9 protein-coding genes are annotated in these 17573 nt (G+C 62.6%); 4 read left to right on the plus strand and 5 right to left on the minus strand.

All coding sequences use genetic code 11. From position 1 onward, the window contains the following. Window positions 1–4: 4 nt before the first annotated feature. Window positions 5–2251 carry a glycoside hydrolase family 65 protein gene (locus B0E50_RS14755; protein WP_077442104.1) on the minus strand — a complete coding sequence of 749 codons (2247 nt, stop codon included), beginning with the start codon at window positions 2249–2251 and terminating at the stop codon, window positions 5–7. 47 nt (window positions 2252–2298) lie between these two features. Continuing rightward, window positions 2299–3564: an MFS transporter gene (locus B0E50_RS14760; protein WP_254427302.1), complete on the minus strand. Its 1266-nt coding sequence runs from the start codon at window positions 3562–3564 to the stop codon at window positions 2299–2301. 595 nt (window positions 3565–4159) lie between these two features. On the opposite strand from B0E50_RS14760, the gene B0E50_RS14765 reads away from it, so the two are divergent. The 4 genes from B0E50_RS14765 to B0E50_RS14780 all read left to right on the plus strand — a co-directional run bounded on the left by B0E50_RS14765 (window position 4160) and on the right by B0E50_RS14780 (window position 13223). Then, the gene (locus B0E50_RS14765; RefSeq protein ID WP_139350893.1) at window positions 4160–5119 is read left to right on the plus strand and encodes a LacI family DNA-binding transcriptional regulator; all 960 of its coding nucleotides are present in this window, start codon (window positions 4160–4162) and stop codon (window positions 5117–5119) included. 346 nt (window positions 5120–5465) lie between these two features. Next, on the plus strand, window positions 5466–8540 hold the full coding sequence (gene pgmB / locus B0E50_RS14770; protein WP_254427303.1) for a beta-phosphoglucomutase: 3075 nt from the start codon (window positions 5466–5468) through the stop codon (window positions 8538–8540). Between the two features lie 98 nt (window positions 8541–8638). Beyond that, a complete protein-coding gene (locus B0E50_RS14775; RefSeq protein ID WP_077442107.1) occupies window positions 8639–11227 on the plus strand; it encodes a TonB-dependent receptor in 2589 nt (862 codons plus the stop codon). 178 nt (window positions 11228–11405) lie between these two features. Further along, entirely contained in the window at window positions 11406–13223 is a 1818-nt protein-coding gene (locus B0E50_RS14780) for a tetratricopeptide repeat protein (RefSeq protein WP_168170893.1), read from the plus strand. Between the two features lie 18 nt (window positions 13224–13241). Here the strand turns inward: B0E50_RS14780 and B0E50_RS14785 are convergent, their stop codons facing one another. The 3 genes from B0E50_RS14785 to B0E50_RS14795 form a co-directional block, all read right to left on the minus strand. Then, window positions 13242–13943: a TIGR02466 family protein gene (locus tag B0E50_RS14785; protein ID WP_077442109.1), complete on the minus strand. Its 702-nt coding sequence runs from the start codon at window positions 13941–13943 to the stop codon at window positions 13242–13244. A 77-nt stretch (window positions 13944–14020) separates the two neighbouring features. Continuing rightward, the gene (locus tag B0E50_RS14790; protein WP_077442110.1) at window positions 14021–15394 is read right to left on the minus strand and encodes a glycoside hydrolase family 125 protein; all 1374 of its coding nucleotides are present in this window, start codon (window positions 15392–15394) and stop codon (window positions 14021–14023) included. Further along, window positions 15391–17565 carry an alpha-galactosidase gene (locus B0E50_RS14795; RefSeq protein ID WP_077442111.1) on the minus strand — a complete coding sequence of 725 codons (2175 nt, stop codon included), beginning with the start codon at window positions 17563–17565 and terminating at the stop codon, window positions 15391–15393. The genes B0E50_RS14790 and B0E50_RS14795 overlap by 4 nt, the downstream gene beginning before the upstream one ends. Window positions 17566–17573 lie beyond the last annotated feature (8 nt).

Consider the following 17573-nt stretch of genomic DNA (forward strand, 5'->3'; position numbering starts at 1 on the left):
TCGACTATTCCGCGTGACGGGTGAGCGTGACCTTGCCGCTGGCATCGCGCCCGATCGCGACGTCGAAGTGCTTGCCGCGGAAGCTGACATGCTTGAGGGTCAGCGACTTCCAGGTGGGCGGTAGCACCGGGGCATAGGCCTCGACCAGACCGTTGTCCTCGATACGCAGGCCGGACAGGCCGTAGACGAAGCTCTGCACGAAACCGGCCGAGGTCGCCAGGATGTAGCCGGCGTTGTTGGCGACGGTCTCGGTGCGTACGTTGAACGGCGGCTTCAGGAAACCGACCAGATTGCGCTGGATCCAGTCGCCCGCAGCCTTGCCGTCGCCCAGCTCGGCCTCGCCGACGGCGAGCATTACCATCATCATCTCGTTCGGGTCGTCGCCGTGGGTCTTCAGCTCCTGCAACTGGAACGCGAAATCGTTGCGGCGGATCTGCGCCGACGTCGGCAGGTCGAGGTTCGGATACATCAGCCACGCCAGCGATGAACCCATCCAGGTGATCTTGTCGTGCGGCACCGAGGCATCGAAATCGAGATGTCGCTGATTCGCTCTGTCGAACGGGATGTACATCTTCGCCGCGATAGCTGTCCACTTCGGATCGGCCTCGGCACCGACGACCTTGGCCGCCTTGCCGGCGATCTCCAGCGCCTTGCGCGCCGCGGAGTTGGTGAACGAGTCGTTCGGCACGTCATCGTAGGCTTCGTCGGGCGAGGTGACGTGCATGACCTCGTAACGATCCTCGGCCTTGTTGTAGGTCACCCGGCTGGTCCAGAACTCGGCGATCGCCTGGATCACCGGCCAACCGTCCTTTTTCAGCCATGCGTCATCGCCGCTGGCGAGGTAGTACTGCCATTGCGCGATCGCGATGTCCGCGTTGACGTGGATCTCGCGGAAGACGCCGTAGGCGAAGTGGGGCGTGTTGTCGACGCCGGTCTGCGGGTCGGCCTCCCACGGGTACATGGTGCCGCCGGCTCCGTATTGTTTCGCACGGGCGCGCGCCGGCTCCATCGTGCGGTCGCGGAACATCACGATCGGCTTGGCCCGTTCCGGGTGCAGCAGCAGCAGCGCGGGGAACACCCATGAATCGCTGTCCCAGAACGCATGGCCGGCGTAGCCCGGGGTCAACGCGCAGGCACCCATCGGCCACGCGGTGCCGACGGTGGTGTTGGACAGCAAGTAGTACAGGTCCGAATGCACGGCCGACTGCACCTTCGGATCGCCATCGACCACGATGTCGGACTTCCACAGCTCGTTCCACGCTGCGGCATGGCGGGCGAGCAGGCTGTCGAAACCGGTCTTGCGCGCCGCCTCGGCAAGCGTCACGTCGGCCTTGGCGTCGCCACCCCAGTCCTGCCGCGACGCGGCGATGTACTTGGTGAAGGTGTAGGTCTTGCCCTTCTGCACGCTGACGACCAGGTTCAGCGACAGCTTGTCGAGGCCCTTTTCGAGTTTCACCTCGTCGACCTGGATCCCGGCCGGCAAGCTGATCGCCGCGGCCTCGGCCATGCTCAGCCCCTGTTCGGCCCTGCCATCGAGCCACAGGGTCAGTGCGCGGGTGTCGCCATCGCTGGAGATCACCTTGGTATAGCCGGGATACCAGACCGCCGCCCGGTCCGGTGTCGGTGCCGGCTTGTTCTGCAGGTTCTGACCGCTGGCGATCACCGCGTTGATCATCTCGTCACCGGTCATGCTCGCGATCGGGAAGCGCGGTTGGTGTTCGGACCAGAGTCGGATCGGGAAGGTCAGCTGTACCTTGCCGTCGAATTGCGGGGTGATCGAGAGCTTGCTGGCGGCGAGGTGCGGATCGGCCTGGCTGACGAAGGTGGTCACCTTCACGTCGGTGGTCTTGTTCGCGTAGGCGAAACGGTAGCGGGTGGTCAGCGTGCCGTCGTGCATGTCCAGTGTTTGCGCGTAGTCGACGAAAATCTTCGGATCGAGGCGAATCGCATTGAGCCAGCCGCCGCCGGGGTTGTAGTCGATTTCGCTCCAGCCGGGGATCGCCGCCGGGCGTGAGATATCGCCCTTCGCATAGTCCATGAACGCGACCATGTAGCCCATGTTGGGTTCGGTCCCTCGCGGCGAGGTCATCGTCGAGAAGTAGCCATTGGCCAGGTAGCTGGGAAAATAGCTGTCGAAATTCTTCGCCGTGGCGGTGAGCAGAAAGCTCGGGTCAGTCTGGCCAAACACGGGTGCCGCGATCATGGCGGCGATCACGGAAAGACCGGCAAGCTGGGTGAGACGAAATGCCATGGTGGCTCCATCGTGGCGACGTGCGCGTTTCCCCTCCGGGAGGACGCCTATTTGGCGGCAAGACCGACCTTGACCGGGGTGATGGCGGTCGAGCGATCGGTCTCACGCTTGAACAGGAACAGCAGGATCAACAACAGCGTCATCGGGATCAGCGAGAAGTAGAAGGCATGGATGCCGTCGAAGCGCGCGAACACGATCGCGGTGATGCGCGAGCCCAGCGTGCCGCCGAGCGCGGAGAAGATCACGATCAGCCCGGTCATCGCAGCATGCGAGGGTTTCGGCAACGAACTGAGCGCCACGGAATTGATCACCGGATAGATCGGCGCCATCAGCAGGCCGATCAGCGGGATCAGGTAGGCCGCTACCGGTGCGTTGAACCAGTCGATGTCGGCGCGGGCCAGCACGTTCTTGGCCAGCGGCAGGACCACGATGACCAGCAGGCCCATGCCGATCACGCAGATGTTCAGCAGTACATGCCAGGGCACCCGGCGCAATACTTGGCCGGCGAGCAGGCGGCCGATCGCGGTGGCGCCGGCGAGGATGCTGGCGACCTGGATGCTCATCGCGTTGGGCAGTTTGAGCACTTCGTTGTTGAACGTCGGCAGCCAGGTACCGAAACTCTGCTCGATCAGCACATACAGGAAGGCGGAGATCAGGAATACATAGACCAGCGGGCGCAGGAACAGCTGCAGCATCTCCTGCAGCGAGCCGCGCATCGAGTTGGTCTTTTCGCTGTGTGCCGCCGATTCGTCCAGTTGCGAGCTCGCCAGCAGCACGATCACCAGTGCGCAGATCGCTGCCAGCAGCCAGTAGACATGCAGCCAGGACGGGTTCGCCGGTGCTGCATGGTCGATGAAGGCACTGAAGATCCAACCGCCGGCGAGTACGCCGACCATGAACAGGCCTTCGATGGTATTGGTCAGTCGGCCGTGTTCCGCCTTGTCGCGGGTCAGCAGTCCGATCGACGAATAGACCGCCACCTTGGTCAGCGCAAACGAAATGCCGATGCAGGTGAACAGCAATTCGGTGGTGTGGAAACCCGGATACAGCGGCATCATCAGGCACGCCGCGCCGACGATCGTCAGCGCCAGCATCATGGCCCGCCGGTAGCCCAGCAGGGGCAGGAACGAGGCGACCAGCAGCGAAGTCATCGCGATGGTCAGGTCCTTGAACAGTTCCAGCAGGCTGGCCTGTGGCTTGTCCACGCCGAATGTGTGGATCGCCTGCAGGATCACCGTGCCGACGCTGTTGAGCAGGATCGCGAACACCATATAAATCAGTGCGAGTGCCGCGATCATGCGCAATCGGTTCATGGGCGCCTGCTTCGTATGGATTTGCGGATCTAGAGCGGTCGGTGTCGTATTTGGATGTGCTTCAGGACATCTATGCGTAGTCGAAGCAGGGGTGGTGCCATTGCAGTGTGCCGAAAAATGATATCGGTATCAATCCATGCTGGCGATGCCGCTCATGACGGGTCATTAGGTGGTCAGTCGCAGTGGCGGCATGTCTCGGGCAGAGTCCCGGAGACTGTGCCTGGTGGATGCATCCGGCGCGAAATGGCGGCGCCGCTCGGGCTCGGCTCTATCTATCCGATGACGAAAGCGTTCGAGACCAAGGGTAGGCATGGTCATATGCCAAGTTGTCGTGCACGGGGCATTGATCGGTGGACTCACCTCGTGATCCTATGCGGACTTGGTGATCGGGCTTCCCGGAACGGGCAAATCCCGGAAGCGCCGCGTAGATTTCAGCCTGAAGGCCGCGGCCGCCCAGCCGTCGGCTCGACGGCATCAGGGAAGCGATCACAGGCCGATGAGGATGGGCCTGCTCTCGCGTTGCCAGCAAGAGGGTCGGGAATTGAGTCGGACTAGCAAGAAGCAAGTGGACAAACTGGGCTCGACCGGACCGACCATGGCTGATCTGGCCGAACTGGCCGGTCTGTCGAAGATCACCGTGTCACGGGCATTGAGCGACAGTCCACTGGTCAATCCGGAGACGCGTGAGCGGATCCGCGAGCTGGCACGGGAGCACGGCTACAAACTCAATATCAGTGCCCGCAACCTGCGTCTGCGCCGCAGCCACACGGTGGCGGTGATCGTCGAGATGAAGCCGTCCTCCGATCGCACGATGTTCGATCCTTACCCCTTGGGATTGCTTGGCGGTATTTCGCAGGAGTTGACCGCGGCAGGCTACAGCGTGTTGCTGACCACGCGACAGGGCGCCAATGCCGCCGCCGTCCAGGCGGCCGACGGGCTGATCCTGCTCGGCCAGGGCGTGCATCAGGATGCGGTACACCGGTTCGACAAGCTGGGCGTGCCGATGGTGGTGTGGGGGGCGGGCCTGAAGGACGACTCGCATGTAGTGGTCGGCAGCGACAACCGGCTGGGCGGCGCGGCGGTGGCCGATCATTTCTTTGGCCTGGGTCGACGGCGGCCGGTATTCATCGGCAATCCCAGTCATCCCGAGATCTATGACCGCCTGAATGGTTTCGTGGACGCGCTGGGGCTGCATGGCATCAAGCCACTGCTGATGCGGCGCGATGAGTTCACGACGGACTCCGGAATCGATGCGGTGCGCTCCCTGCATGCCCGCTGGGTCGATTTCGATGCCGTCTTCGCCTGCAGCGATTTGCTGGCGATGGGTGCCATCCGTGGTATCCAGGAAATGGGTCGTTCCGTGCCGGACGATGTCTCGGTCGTGGGCTACGACGACATGCCGCTGGGGGCCAGCTTCCAGCCGCCGCTCAGTTCGGTGAGGCAGGATTGGCAGGAGGGCGGCATGTTGCTCGCACGCAAGGTGCTGGCACTGATCCGGGATGAACCGGCCGAGTCGGAGGTCCTGCCGGTGAGCCTGATCGTCCGCTCGACCTAGAGCCCTGGTGGCAGTTGTCTTGGTGCGGGTGACTACTGCGCAGACAAGCGGCCGCAGCAACGTCTCTTCTCACTTCGACGTATGCCTGTAATCGGGAAGAATGTGCATTCGCAGCAAATGTTATCGATATCTTGATACCGATAACATTTGCTGTTAGGTTCGCGCCAGGATCTGTCAGGGGACGGGTCGAAACACTTCAATCCGCGCGCTTGCCAGTCGGGAGGGGATGCTTGTCACCGGGAAAATCCATCAATCGAGATCGTGCGCGGCCATGCTGCCCCAGGGCGTTGCCACGGGCGGCAAACGACCGGATTCGCCGGTTCCCATGAGCGGCGACCATCCACACGTGAGCCCGGACGTTGTCCAACGCGCCAACTTCTCGGGGGACGCGGTGCATCCCGATGGATTCGATACGCCAGTGGTGGATGCCGATACTTGGCGGCTGAATCAGTCGCATTGGCAGCCTGCCCATGCCGCGCGCGACGAGACCCTGTTCGCGCTGGCCAATGGCGCGCTCGGCGTACGCGGCGGCTTCGAGGAATCCCCCAGTCCGACCCAGGGGAGCTTTCTCGCCGGCGTGTGGGAACGCGCGCCCATCCACTATCACGAACGCCACTTCGGTTTCGCACGCAACACGGACACGCGCCTGCCGGTCGCCGAAGCGACTGCTGTACGCATTCGTCTGGGCGATCTGCATATCGACCCGGCGCATGGTGAAATTCTTACGTTCAAGCGGGTGCTCGATCTGCGTGAAGGAAAGCTCTCCCGCTTCCTGCGCTGGCGCACTGCGCAGGGACATACGTTCGAACTCGAGACGGAACGCGTGGTGCCGATCGCGCACCCGGGCCTGCTGTGCATCCGCATGCGCCTGCGTTCGGTCGACTATGCCGGTCCGGTGTCTTTCGAGTCATCGATATCCGGCGATCGGGCCGCGGCGGCGCAGGGTGACGATCCGCGCTTTGGCGCCGGCAGCGGTCTGGCCCTGCACGTATCGCATACGTCCGCCACGGAAGGCGAGGCATGGCTTGCGCAACGCACCGGCGAGAGTGCGATTGGCGTGGTCTGCATGCAGCGCCACCGGATCGGCGGGCTGGCCTTCTCCGGTGCCGCAGCGGACGCTGGCTGCGTGCAACAGAGCTATCACGGGCATCTCGCTGCAGGCGAGTCGGTGCTGATCGAAAAGTTTGTCGTGTATGCGTGGAGCCAGCCGCAGCAGGAGATATCCGACGCCGCCCTGCATTTGCGTGCCGTGAGCGAGCTTTCCAGTGCCATCGACAAAGGTTTCGACGCGCTGCTGCAGACCCAGGCGCGGGATTGCGCCGCTTTCTGGGATCGCGCCAGCCTTTCGATCGAGCATGACCGGCGCAGCGAACAGGCGCTGAAGTTCAACCTGTTCCATATCTTCCAGTCCGCCGCGCGCGACGGATATGGCGGCATTGCCGCGAAGGGTCTGACTGGCGAGGGCTACGAAGGCCATGTGTTCTGGGATTCGGAGACCTTCGTACTGCCTGCGCTCGCGCTCACCGCGCCGGAGTTGGTCAAGCCGAGTCTGCTCTTTCGCCTGCACACGCTCGATCACGCACGTGCCCATGCCCGCGAGATGAATCATGCGCGTGGCGCGTTGTATCCATGGCGCACGATCGGCGGTGACGAATGCTCGGCACATTATCCGAGTGGCTCGGCGCAATATCACATCAATGCCGCGATCGCCTTCGCGATCAAGCTCTATGTCGAGGCAAGCGACGACCAGGCGTTCCTCACCGAGGGTGGCGCGGAAATGCTGATCGAGACCGCGCGCATCTGGCTGCAGGTAGGGCATTTCAATCAGCGTCGCGGCGGTGCGTTCTGCATCAACGACGTGACCGGACCGGACGAATACACCGCGCTGGTCGACAACAATTACTACACCAACCGGATGGCGCAGGAGCACCTGCGCTATGCGGTCGAGGTGGTGCGCGAACTGGCCAAGAGCTCGCCGGCGACGTTTGCCGCGCTCCGGCAGAAACTCGAATGGTCGGAATCTGAGATCGCCGACTGGTCGCGTGCGGCCGATGCGATGTATCTGCCGCATGACGAGCGTCTGGGTATCGTCGCGCAGGACGATACCTTTCTGGACAAGCCGCGATGGGATTTCGCCGGCACCCCGCCGGAAAAATACCCCCTGTTGATGCATCACCATCCGCTGACGCTGTATCGGCACCAGGTATGCAAGCAGGCGGATTCGCTGCTGGCGCTCGTGCTCGCGGGCGACAATGTCGATCGTGCCACCAAGCGGCGCAGCTTCGATTATTACGAGGCGATCACGGTTCACGATTCGACGCTATCCGCGTCGACCTTCGCGGTACTCGCTGCCGAAATCGGTTATGCCGACAAGGCGCGCGACTATTTCATGGATGCATTGCGCGTCGATCTCGACGATCTGCACGCGAACACCAGCCACGGTGCACACATGGCCGCCATGGCCGGAAGCTGGCTGGTCCTTGCGTGGGGATTCGGCGGCCTGCGCATCGCGGCTGGCGGCATCGGCTTCGATCCGATCCTGCCACCGGGTTGGCGCGATTACCGCTTTGGCGTGATCTGGAAGAACCGAAGCATTGCCGTTGCCGTCGACGCGCAAACGATCCGTTACACCCTGACCAGCGGTGCACCGTTGAGCATCATGCACGCGGGCAAGCCGTTGCTGCTGACGGCGGGCGTCACCCAGTCGCAGGCGATGAACAGGCATCTGCATCCGGTTGCCGGATCGCCACGCGCCGTCGTCGAATTTCCGCGCCCGTTCAAGGCGCTGATCTTCGATCTCGACGGCGTGCTGGCCGACACCGCACATCTGCATCACGCCGCCTGGAAGCGTTTGACGGACGAGATGGGCCTGCCGTGGAACGAAGGCATCGGCGAGCGTCTCAAGGGCGTCGATCGCGCCGCGTCGCTAGAAATCGTTCTCGGTGAAGCCGCTGACGGATACACGCGCGAACAGAAACAGCAGCTTGCCGATCGAAAGAACGCGTATTACCGGAAGGCCATCGAGACCTTTTCGGCCGGCGATCTGCTGCCGGGCGCGCTGACAACGCTGCAGGCCGCACGCAGGGCCGGCTTGAAGATCGCGCTGGCGTCGGCGAGCCGCAGCGCCGGCGAGCTCGTCGAACGCATGGGCATCGGTGAGTTCTTCGATCACATCGTCGACGCCTCGACGATTGCGCGAGCGAAACCCGATCCGGAAATTTTCCAGCGCGCCGCCATGGCGCTGGGTGTCGACGTCGCCGATTGTCTCGGCATCGAAGATGCGCAAGCTGGCATAGCGGCAATCAAGTCTGCGGGCATGGCCGCCCTGGGCATCGGCGATATACGGATATTGGGGGAGGCGGATGCAGTACTGCCGGATCTGGCGTCATTCAGGCTGGAGCGTTTTGTCCTGCCACGCTGAGATCAGGGTTATCGCCGGGTCATCCATTGATAAATCAGAACGAAAACAACTTCGAATCGAAAACCGGTGTTCCAACACCATCTTGAGGAGGGAGTACCATGAATCACCCCGAACTAGTCAGACTGGCGCTGGTGACCGCGATCGCGGCAGCGCTCCCGCAGATGGCCTGGGCAACCGGCCAGGATGCCTCCGCGCCGGCGGCGCAGTCCGATGCACAGGCCACGACTGCGCCCGCCACCAAAAAGCAGCCGAATGCGGATCTCAGGGAGACCAAATCCCTGCAGGCCGTCGTCGTGACCGCCAACGCTGGTGGCGTCAAGAAAATCGACGCGAGCTACAACGTGGTTGTCGCTGACCGCCAGCAGATCACGAATGCCAACCCGAAGAGCACGGCCGACCTGCTGAAGATCTCGCCGGGAATCTGGCCCGAGTCCAGCGGCGGCCAGACCGGTGCCAACATCGAAATCGCTGGTTTCCCGGGTGGCGGCGATGCACCGTTCTTCACCATGATGGTCAACGGCACGCCGCTGTACGGCATGCCATCGCTGTCCTTCATGGACAGCAGCTCGCTGTTCCGCCTCGACGACACGATCGAACGCGTCGAGGTCGTGCAGGGCGGCCCGGGTGCCATTTTCGGCCCCGGCCAGATGGGCGCCACGGCGAACTTCATTCTGCGCCAGGGTACGGAGGTGCCGTCGGGCGATATCGGCGTGACTTACGGCAACGAAGGCTTGTACCGCGTGGATGGCTTTTACGGTTTCCCCATCGCGGAAAACTGGTACGGCAGCATCGGCGGTTTCTACCGCCGGTCCGATGGCGTGCGCGATCCGCAATTTCCGTCCGACAATGGCGGTCAGCTGACCGCGACCGTGACCCACGATCTTGACAACGGCACCATGATGTTCTGGGCGCGATCGCTCGACGACAAGAACCAGTTCATTGCCCCGACCGCACTGATCCAGAACAGCAATGGGAGCTACTCCAGCTTCCCCGGCATCAGCGCGCTGACGGGTACCTACTACAGCAATGCCATCCAGCACGTCCAGGTGCCTGGGCCCTATGGCAACATGCTGAACGCGAATCTTGCCAATGGCCGCGGCGGCAAGCTCAATTATTTCGGCGGCACGTTCAGCAATGATCTGGGCGACGGCTGGAAGGTGGACGATCATTTCGTGGTGGGCGGCGGCCAGCTCAATACCAATGCACTGTTCTCCGGGACCAACCCGAAACCTCTCGGCTACTACCTGTATGGCTGCAACACCGCACAGCCAGCCGGTTATTGCAGCAGCACCAACCAGCCGGTGGACAGCGACACCCTGGGCCTGCCGGCCGGTACGAACGTCCAGGCCAACTATGTCGGCGGTGGCGCGGTGCCGCTGAACCAGAGCGTGATCCACCAGGGCTGGTGGTACATCCAGAAGCAGCTGCATACCTTCAACAACGATTTCCGCTTGAGCAAGGAATTGTTCGACGGCAATACGGTGACCGCCGGCTACTACTTCGCGCGCTCGACCGACAACGACAACTGGTCGCTTGGCAACCAGATGCTGATGACCAACACGAACAACGCCAAGCCGATCACGGTGAGTTATGTCCAGAATGGACAGACCATGTACGTCACGAACCCGCAGGGTTTCACGAGTTTCAACGGCAATTACGACGTTTCCGAGAACGGCGTGGCGACCAACAACGCGTTCTACCTGTCGGATTCCTGGAAAACCGGTCCCTGGCTGCTGGATGCTTCCGCGCGGCTGGAAAACATTCACGCGGTCCAGAACACCTGCAACTTCGTAACCGTCGATCTCGATGGCAATCCCAATACCCTCTACGACAACACCGTCTCGATCTGCAATGGCAGCTTTACGCGTCTGGTCTACGACAAGACCCACCCGTCGTTCACGGTCGGCGCGAACTACGAGCTGGCGGACAACATGAGCGTGTACGCCCGCGGCAACACGGGTGGCCATTTTGATGACTTCGACAATGGCATTCGCGGCAGCGGCGGCAATTTTTCGCCGATGGAGAAGATTCGCAACCTGGAAGCCGGCTTCAAGTACCAGACGCAGACCCTCTACCTGGATGCCAGCGTCTACTTCCGCAAATTCACCGGCTTGCAGTACCAGGAGACCAACGGAGCCGGCGTTCCGATCGGTGCGATCTCCAACTACGGATCATCGACCAAGGGTCTGAACCTCAATGCCACCTGGTCGCCGATCGAAAACCTGAAGTTCGCGCTGGTCGGTGACTACATGGATGGCCACTACACGAACTACAACGGCTGTGCGCAGTACACCGACATCAATGGCGGCACGGAGTGTGTCGGCCTGGACGGCGAACCCCTGCAGCGGCAGCCCAAGGTGCGTTACATGTTCACGCCGAGTTACCTGATCCCGACCAGCTGGGGAAACATCTCCGCGTTTGTCACCTATACGCATGTGGGTCAGCGTTACGAGGATCAGTCCGGATTGCAGCCGCTGGGCTCGTACTACACCCTCGACGCCGGCGTCGTGGCCAATTACGCCAGCAACTGGCAGTTCACCCTGCGCGGAACCAATCTGACCAACCAGATCGGTCTGACCGAAGGCAACTCGCGGATCTTTGGTGTCAATACCGGTATCGGTGGTGTCATTCTGGCCAGGTCTATCGAAGGTCGTGAAGTGAATCTGCAGGCGAAATACAGCTTCTAGGTCTTGCAGTCCGTTTCACTTGAGGTGCCGGGCGGCCCGGATCGTTTCCCTCGACGATCCGGGCCGTTTCGTCTGATGCATCGGCGCGCTACATTCTGGTCAACGGATTCAGCAGTCCAGGGCAACAGCGAACAGTGTCGATCATGAACCGATCAAACCAGTTTGCCGGCGGATGTCGATGATCGCACCCGCGGTCATCGACACCATGCGGCGCATCAGCCTGCTGCTGCAGGCAGGGGATTTCCGTCTTGCGCATGAGCAGCTCGAGGTCGTGGTCAGCGACAATCCCGGGTTTGCCGAAGCACGACGATTGTTCGCCGGTACCAAGCAGGCGCTTGGAGATCTTGCCGGTGCGGAAGCTGCCTTGCGTGAGGCGCTTGCGATTGATCCCGGTTGGGCCCCCACACTGGCAACCCTGGGCGAACTTCTGCTCAACAGCGGTCGGGCCGGCGAAGCCGAGGTCGTGTTGCAGCGTGCCTGTGCGGGATCCCCACCGTACCCGCGCGCGGCGCTGGTACTTGCCCGCTACTACAACGACACGCAGCGCCCGGCCCAGGCGGTCGAGATTACTGCCCGCGCATGCGCGGGCGGTCATGCAGACGCGGACCTGGTGTCACAGCATGTGACGGGTTTGGCCGCGCTCGGGCGCCAAGGCGAAGCCGTGGCCACGTTCCGCCAGGCGGTGGCTGCTTCGCCCAGCAATCCGCTTGCTGCCCACGCCCTGGCCATGGCCCTTGATGCAGCGAACCTGCCTGTCGAAGCGGAGCATGTTGCCCGCCAGGCGCTGACACAGGGGCCACCGAACGCGATGCTGCATTACACCCATGCCCGCAGCCTGATCGCGCTCAACGATTTCGATCAAGCCGAGACTGCATTGCGTGCGTGCCTGCGGCTGGACCCGCGCCAGCTGGATGCACACAACCATCTGGCGCGGCTCGTCTGGATGCGTACCGGTGACAGCGTGCAGGCTACCGCCACGATGGACCAGACCTTGCAGACGTTTGCGAGTGACGATGCCCTGTGGGCAGCCAAGGCGGCCATTCTGCAGGGAGCCGGGGATGCCCGCGGCGCGTATGCATGTCTGGCTGCGCAGGCTTCACGTTCGCATGCTTCGCCGGCGCTGCTGGTGCGTACGGGCCTTGCAGCGCTGGAATTCGACCCGGCCACGGCATTGGGACTTGCCGAACGCGCGCTGCGTGTTCGGTCGACCGACATGGCGGCGCGCAAGCTCATGGTTGCCGCCCAGCTTGGCATTGGCGATGCCGCCGACGCGTTGCCTCATTGCGACGCATTGTTGGCAGCGACTCCCGACGATCAATATCTCATCGCATTGCAGACAACAGCCTGGCGCCTGCTTGGCGATGAGCGTTACCACGAGCTTTGCGATTACCGGCAGCTGGTTGTGCCACAGCAATTCGACGTGCCGTCGCCGTGGTCCGACCCGAACAGTTTTCTCGCCGACGTGAAAAGCAGTCTCGACCGCCTGCACAGCGCCCACACGCACCCGTTGCTGTTTCAATCGTTGCGTCATGGCACGGAGACCACCGAGGATCTGACGCGCAGCGCGGATCCCGTGATCCAGGCCTTGTTCAAGGCCTTCGAGGCGCCCATCCGCCACTATCTGGAGCGGGTAGGCCATGGGCCCGATCCGCTGCGTCGTCGCAACCAGGGCACCTGGCGGTTCAATGGCAGTTGGTCGGTGAGGTTGCGTACCTCCGGCTTTCACACCAATCACGTCCATCCGCGCGGCTGGATTTCCTCGGCCTGCTATATCGAGTTGCCCGACAGCATGGCCGATGTGCACAGCCGGGAGGGTGTCCTCGCGTTTGGCGAGCCCGGCATCGTGACGACACCGCCACTGCCACCAGAGCATGCCATACGTCCCGAAGTCGGCATGCTGGTGCTGTTTCCTTCCTATTTCTGGCATGGCACCGTGCCTATTTCAGGCGACCAGACGCGTCTCACGGTGGCCTTCGATGTCGTGCCCGACCGCTAGGTGCGTGACAGTTGCGATTTACGGCGCCACGGCATTGAAGGAGATCGAGATGCGTGGTTCGTCGCTGTCGTGGGGTTCCACGAAGTGTTCCATCCAGCTCGGGAACAGCACCAGCAAGCCGGCATCGGGGGTCAGCTGGATATCGCTATAGCCGTTCGGCACGGCACCCTTCACGTAGCCATGAATGACACCGGGCCGCGGATCGCGGAACACCAGCTTGCCCGAACCCGCGGGCACTTTGAGGTAGAAGCAGCCCGACAGCAGGCAGCCTTCGTGCACATGCAGGAAGTTGAAGCCGCCGCGGTCATGCAGGTTGATCCATGATTGCAGCTGGAACGGGACATCGCGCACGCCCATCTCGCCCAACGCGCTGGTGCAACCCGAACGTATCGCCTGTCGCAGCGGCGCAAAGACGGGCTGCTCCAGCACCGCCATGTCCTCGCTGTTCCAGCCCTGGCGATTGGTACGTCCTGCCGGTCGCGGGCTGGCAGCCCGTAGCGCCAGCACGGTACTTGCCCACTCCTGCAGATGCGTTGTCAGCGCGGGCATCTGTGCCTGCCAGATACGGGTAGGGAAGAGATCGAACGATCGCAATACCGGGGCAACCGTCGGTGTAGCGACGGAGTAACTGATTGAGCCGGGCGCGCTGGAGCTGACGGTCAAACCTGCCTGATTGCTGCTGTGCGATCCCTTGGAAGGGAAACTGGAATTGCCCGCCATTCGTCGATTTCCTGTCCTGCCCGGTGATTCCCATACTGCGCGCGAGCCTGCGTGGCCCGCAAGATTCGCCCGCGTGGTCAGTGTGTGGACTGCGCATCAAAATGCAGGCCTGCCGTGCTCGGTGTGGGGTGCGCCAGAGCGCCGTGCAGCTTCGCGATGTATTCGGTGAAGAATGCATTGGGCCAGCCGAAATCATCGCGGGTGAATTTCGTGGGATCGCGAGGATCGAAGGATTCATGCAGCCGGTGGTCGCCCGGGTCGCTGGCCAGCAGCATGGCAAGCACGCGCTGCTGCTCGGCCCGATCATTCGTGGTGAATCCTTCGGCAAGCAGCCCCAGCGGCCAGATCATGCCCACGGGAGTGTGCGGGCTGCCCAGTCCGGCTGCGAGGGGACCGGAGTAGTAAAACGGGTTGGCCCGTGAGAGCACGAAATGCCGGGTATTCCGGTAGATCGGATCGTCAATGCCGACATAACCGAAATACGGCGCCGAAAGCAGGTTCGGAAGGTTCGCGTCGTCCATCAGGTTCGCGTGGCCGAGCCCGTCGACTTCATAGGCATAGATCGGTTTGCCGTCAGGCCCCTTCACGATGCCGTATTTTTGGATGCCTGCATGCACTTGCCGGCGCAGCTTCCCGGCGCGTGCTGCCATCCGCGGATCGTGATAGATCGCGGCGATATCCATAAGCGCCGACAAGGCCTGCACCGCCATCATCTCGGCGGGGATCAGGTAGTTGTAGACGCACGGGTCGTCCGAGGGACGGAAGCCGGTCCAGATCATGCCGGTATCGGCCACCGGATTGACGCCGGCTTCCTCGGTGTCGGACTTGAAGCGGTACCTGCTGCTGCGCCGGTGATCCTGCTCGATTTTCATGACGTCGAGCACACGCAGGAAAGCCTGCCTGAGTTCGGGCGTGAATACCGACGCATCGCCGGTTACCCGGTAATACTTCCACGCGAGCAGGACCGGATAGCACAGCGAGTCAAGTTCGAACTTGCGTTCCCACACCGTGTAGTCCTGCTTGAACGCATTGGCATACGGATCGACGATCAGGTACTTCGCCTGACGCTGGATCACGGCCTTGAACAGGGCGCGTACCTGCGGATCGTGGGCGTAGTCGAGGTAGGTTGCCTCGACCTGCACGCTGGAGTCGCGCAGCCATTCGGCGGGAATGTCGCCGGTTTTCACGTAGGCGGTGCCATCGTCCGCCGCCACGATCTGGGTACCAGTGTTGAGCAGGGCCGAACGCACCATCGCCTGCAATGCCGGGTTCGAATTCCGATACGCAGCCGCCGCCGCGATGATCACCGCAGGCTGGACTACCAGCTTGCCGTCCTGATCGGGCTGCGTCGCCGATGCGTTGGTTTCGACTCGAGCCGCGGCGGCTTGTCGTGGCGTGAATACGGAGCAGGCAAGCGACAGCACCAGCACCAGGAGATGTCTGGTGGTCATCGCAAAGCCTCGATCGTGACGAGTTCGGACGAGTCCGCCATCGGCAGCGCGACGGTGATGCCGGACTGCATCAACTCGTGCCCGTCTGCCTCGCGATCAGGTGAGGAATGGTCCCTGAAATGCAGACGGTATCTGCGGTCGCCATGCAATCCGCGCAAGCTGAAGCGGAATTCGCCCGGCGCTGCATCGCTGCCATGGAATGCGTAGAGCACGCCGCGGTCCCGGCTGGCATCGAAGTATTCCAGTCCGTCCCACCCTTTGCCGGCGGGTCGCGGGCCGACGTGATACAGCTCGGCGTCGCGGATCAGCGGACGCAGGGTCGACTTGTAGAACGCGATCTCCCTCGCCGCGGCCACATGTTGCTCGCGAGTCCAGCTGTTGCTGTCGATCATCACGGTCAGCCAGCCCATCATTCCGCTACGCAGCATGTAGCGGAAATTCTCGATATGTGGCGTTGGCCATGCCTTGACATAGGCTTCGAGCATCGCCGGAGGAAGCACATGGCTGGCGTCGTAGAAAGCCTGCCGGTTGGACAGCGGGTCGTAGGAGTCCACCATGGAAAAGTAGTCGCCGTGCGCGGCGCTGCCGAAGTCGACCATGCGGCCGCCGTCGTTGCAGATTTCAAGCATCAGCCCTGGGTGTGTGCGGCGCAGGTCTGTCTGTATCTCGTAGTACGCACGCGTGGCGTGCAGGCTGACATCGGTCGAATTGGCACTGTCGATCCAGAGAAAGTCGTCATCGCCGTAGCGCCGGGTGTTGGCCGTATCGATCGCGGCATGCGGATGATCGCTGCGTGCGCAGCCTTGGGCGACGACATAGCCGTCGTGCTCAAGCATGTCGACATGATAGTCATGCACGATGCGATTGACCTCGCGCGTCGCCCACACCTGCGCCGCAGGTGCGCCCAGGTCGATCGTGAGGCCCTTGAATTCGGCGGGTTTCCAGCCCGGCGGCGGATCGGTGGTCAGCCAGTCGCGTACATGCGGATCGGCGACGTTCAGCGCACCGCGCTGCGTGCTCGTGCCCGCTTGCGCCCAATCGGTCCACAAGCCGAACTTCAGGCCGCGGCTGTGCGCGTAGTCCGAGATCGCCGCAATGCCATGCGGGAATTTCCGCGGATCCGGATACCAGTCGCCGACCGCACGGAACCAGCCGGCATCGAGGTGGAACATCTCGAAACCCAGGCGGCGGGCATCGTCGATCATGTGCCGCGCCTGTGCGTCGTCAATCGCCATCGCGCTGCCCCAGCTGTTGATGGTCACCGTCGGATAGGCGGGATCGTGCAAGGTGGCAGGATCGTTCAAGACCTCGCGTACCCAGCGCCGCAGCATGTTGCCGGTATCGTCCACGTCGCCATCGCTGGTACCGACGAACACGGTCGGCGTGCTGAAGGTTCCACCGGGTGCCAGACGTGTGCGAAAGGGGCCCGGTTCGGGATTGAGTCCCGCGGAGCCCTCGAGAACATCATCGTGTCGTTTCAGTTCCATCGCGACACGACCGCTGAATTCCACCCCGACATACCATCCGCGATTCGTTGAACCTGCATCACGGACCAGGAAGTACGGGATGATCTCGCGTGGCTCGCCCGCAGCCGGATGCGCGAACGTACTCGACACGCCATGCCACTGATAACCCTCGGTGACTGGCACCAGATGGGTCCCGACGGGTGGTGCTTCACCGGCGCCCTTGTCGATCCACAGTTGTTCCAGCGGCTGGTTCGCAGCGATCTTCCATGCAAAGCGGAAGCTGTCCTGCAACGGAATCCAGACCTCGTGCCGGCCCGGGTTCTCGATACGGATCACGTGCTCGATCGGACCATGCCGCGCAGCCGCTCGCCATTCCCAGTAAAGCCGCAAGCCGGTGGAGCGATCCTCGTATGCGAGGCTGACGGAATCATTGTGGATGCGGCTGGCAGCCGGGTCGAAACGCCAATGCAGTGGAATCACTGCACCATCGATTGTCGCGCTGTCGATAAAGGTTTCGGCATCCATGCCTTGCCACATCGCACCGTCGCTCGTCAGGCGCAGGATCTTCGGCGCTGACGCCGCGGATTGCAGCGTGACTTGATTGTCCGCATTCCCGACCAGGATGGGTCCGGGTTCAGTATCTGCAGCGGCGAGCCGCGAAAAGATCAGGCCGAGTGCTACACAAACCCATGCGGTGCGCTTCATCGTGTGAT

It is taken from the genome of Rhodanobacter sp. C01, assembly GCF_002001045.1.
GTDB lineage: Bacteria > Pseudomonadota > Gammaproteobacteria > Xanthomonadales > Rhodanobacteraceae > Rhodanobacter.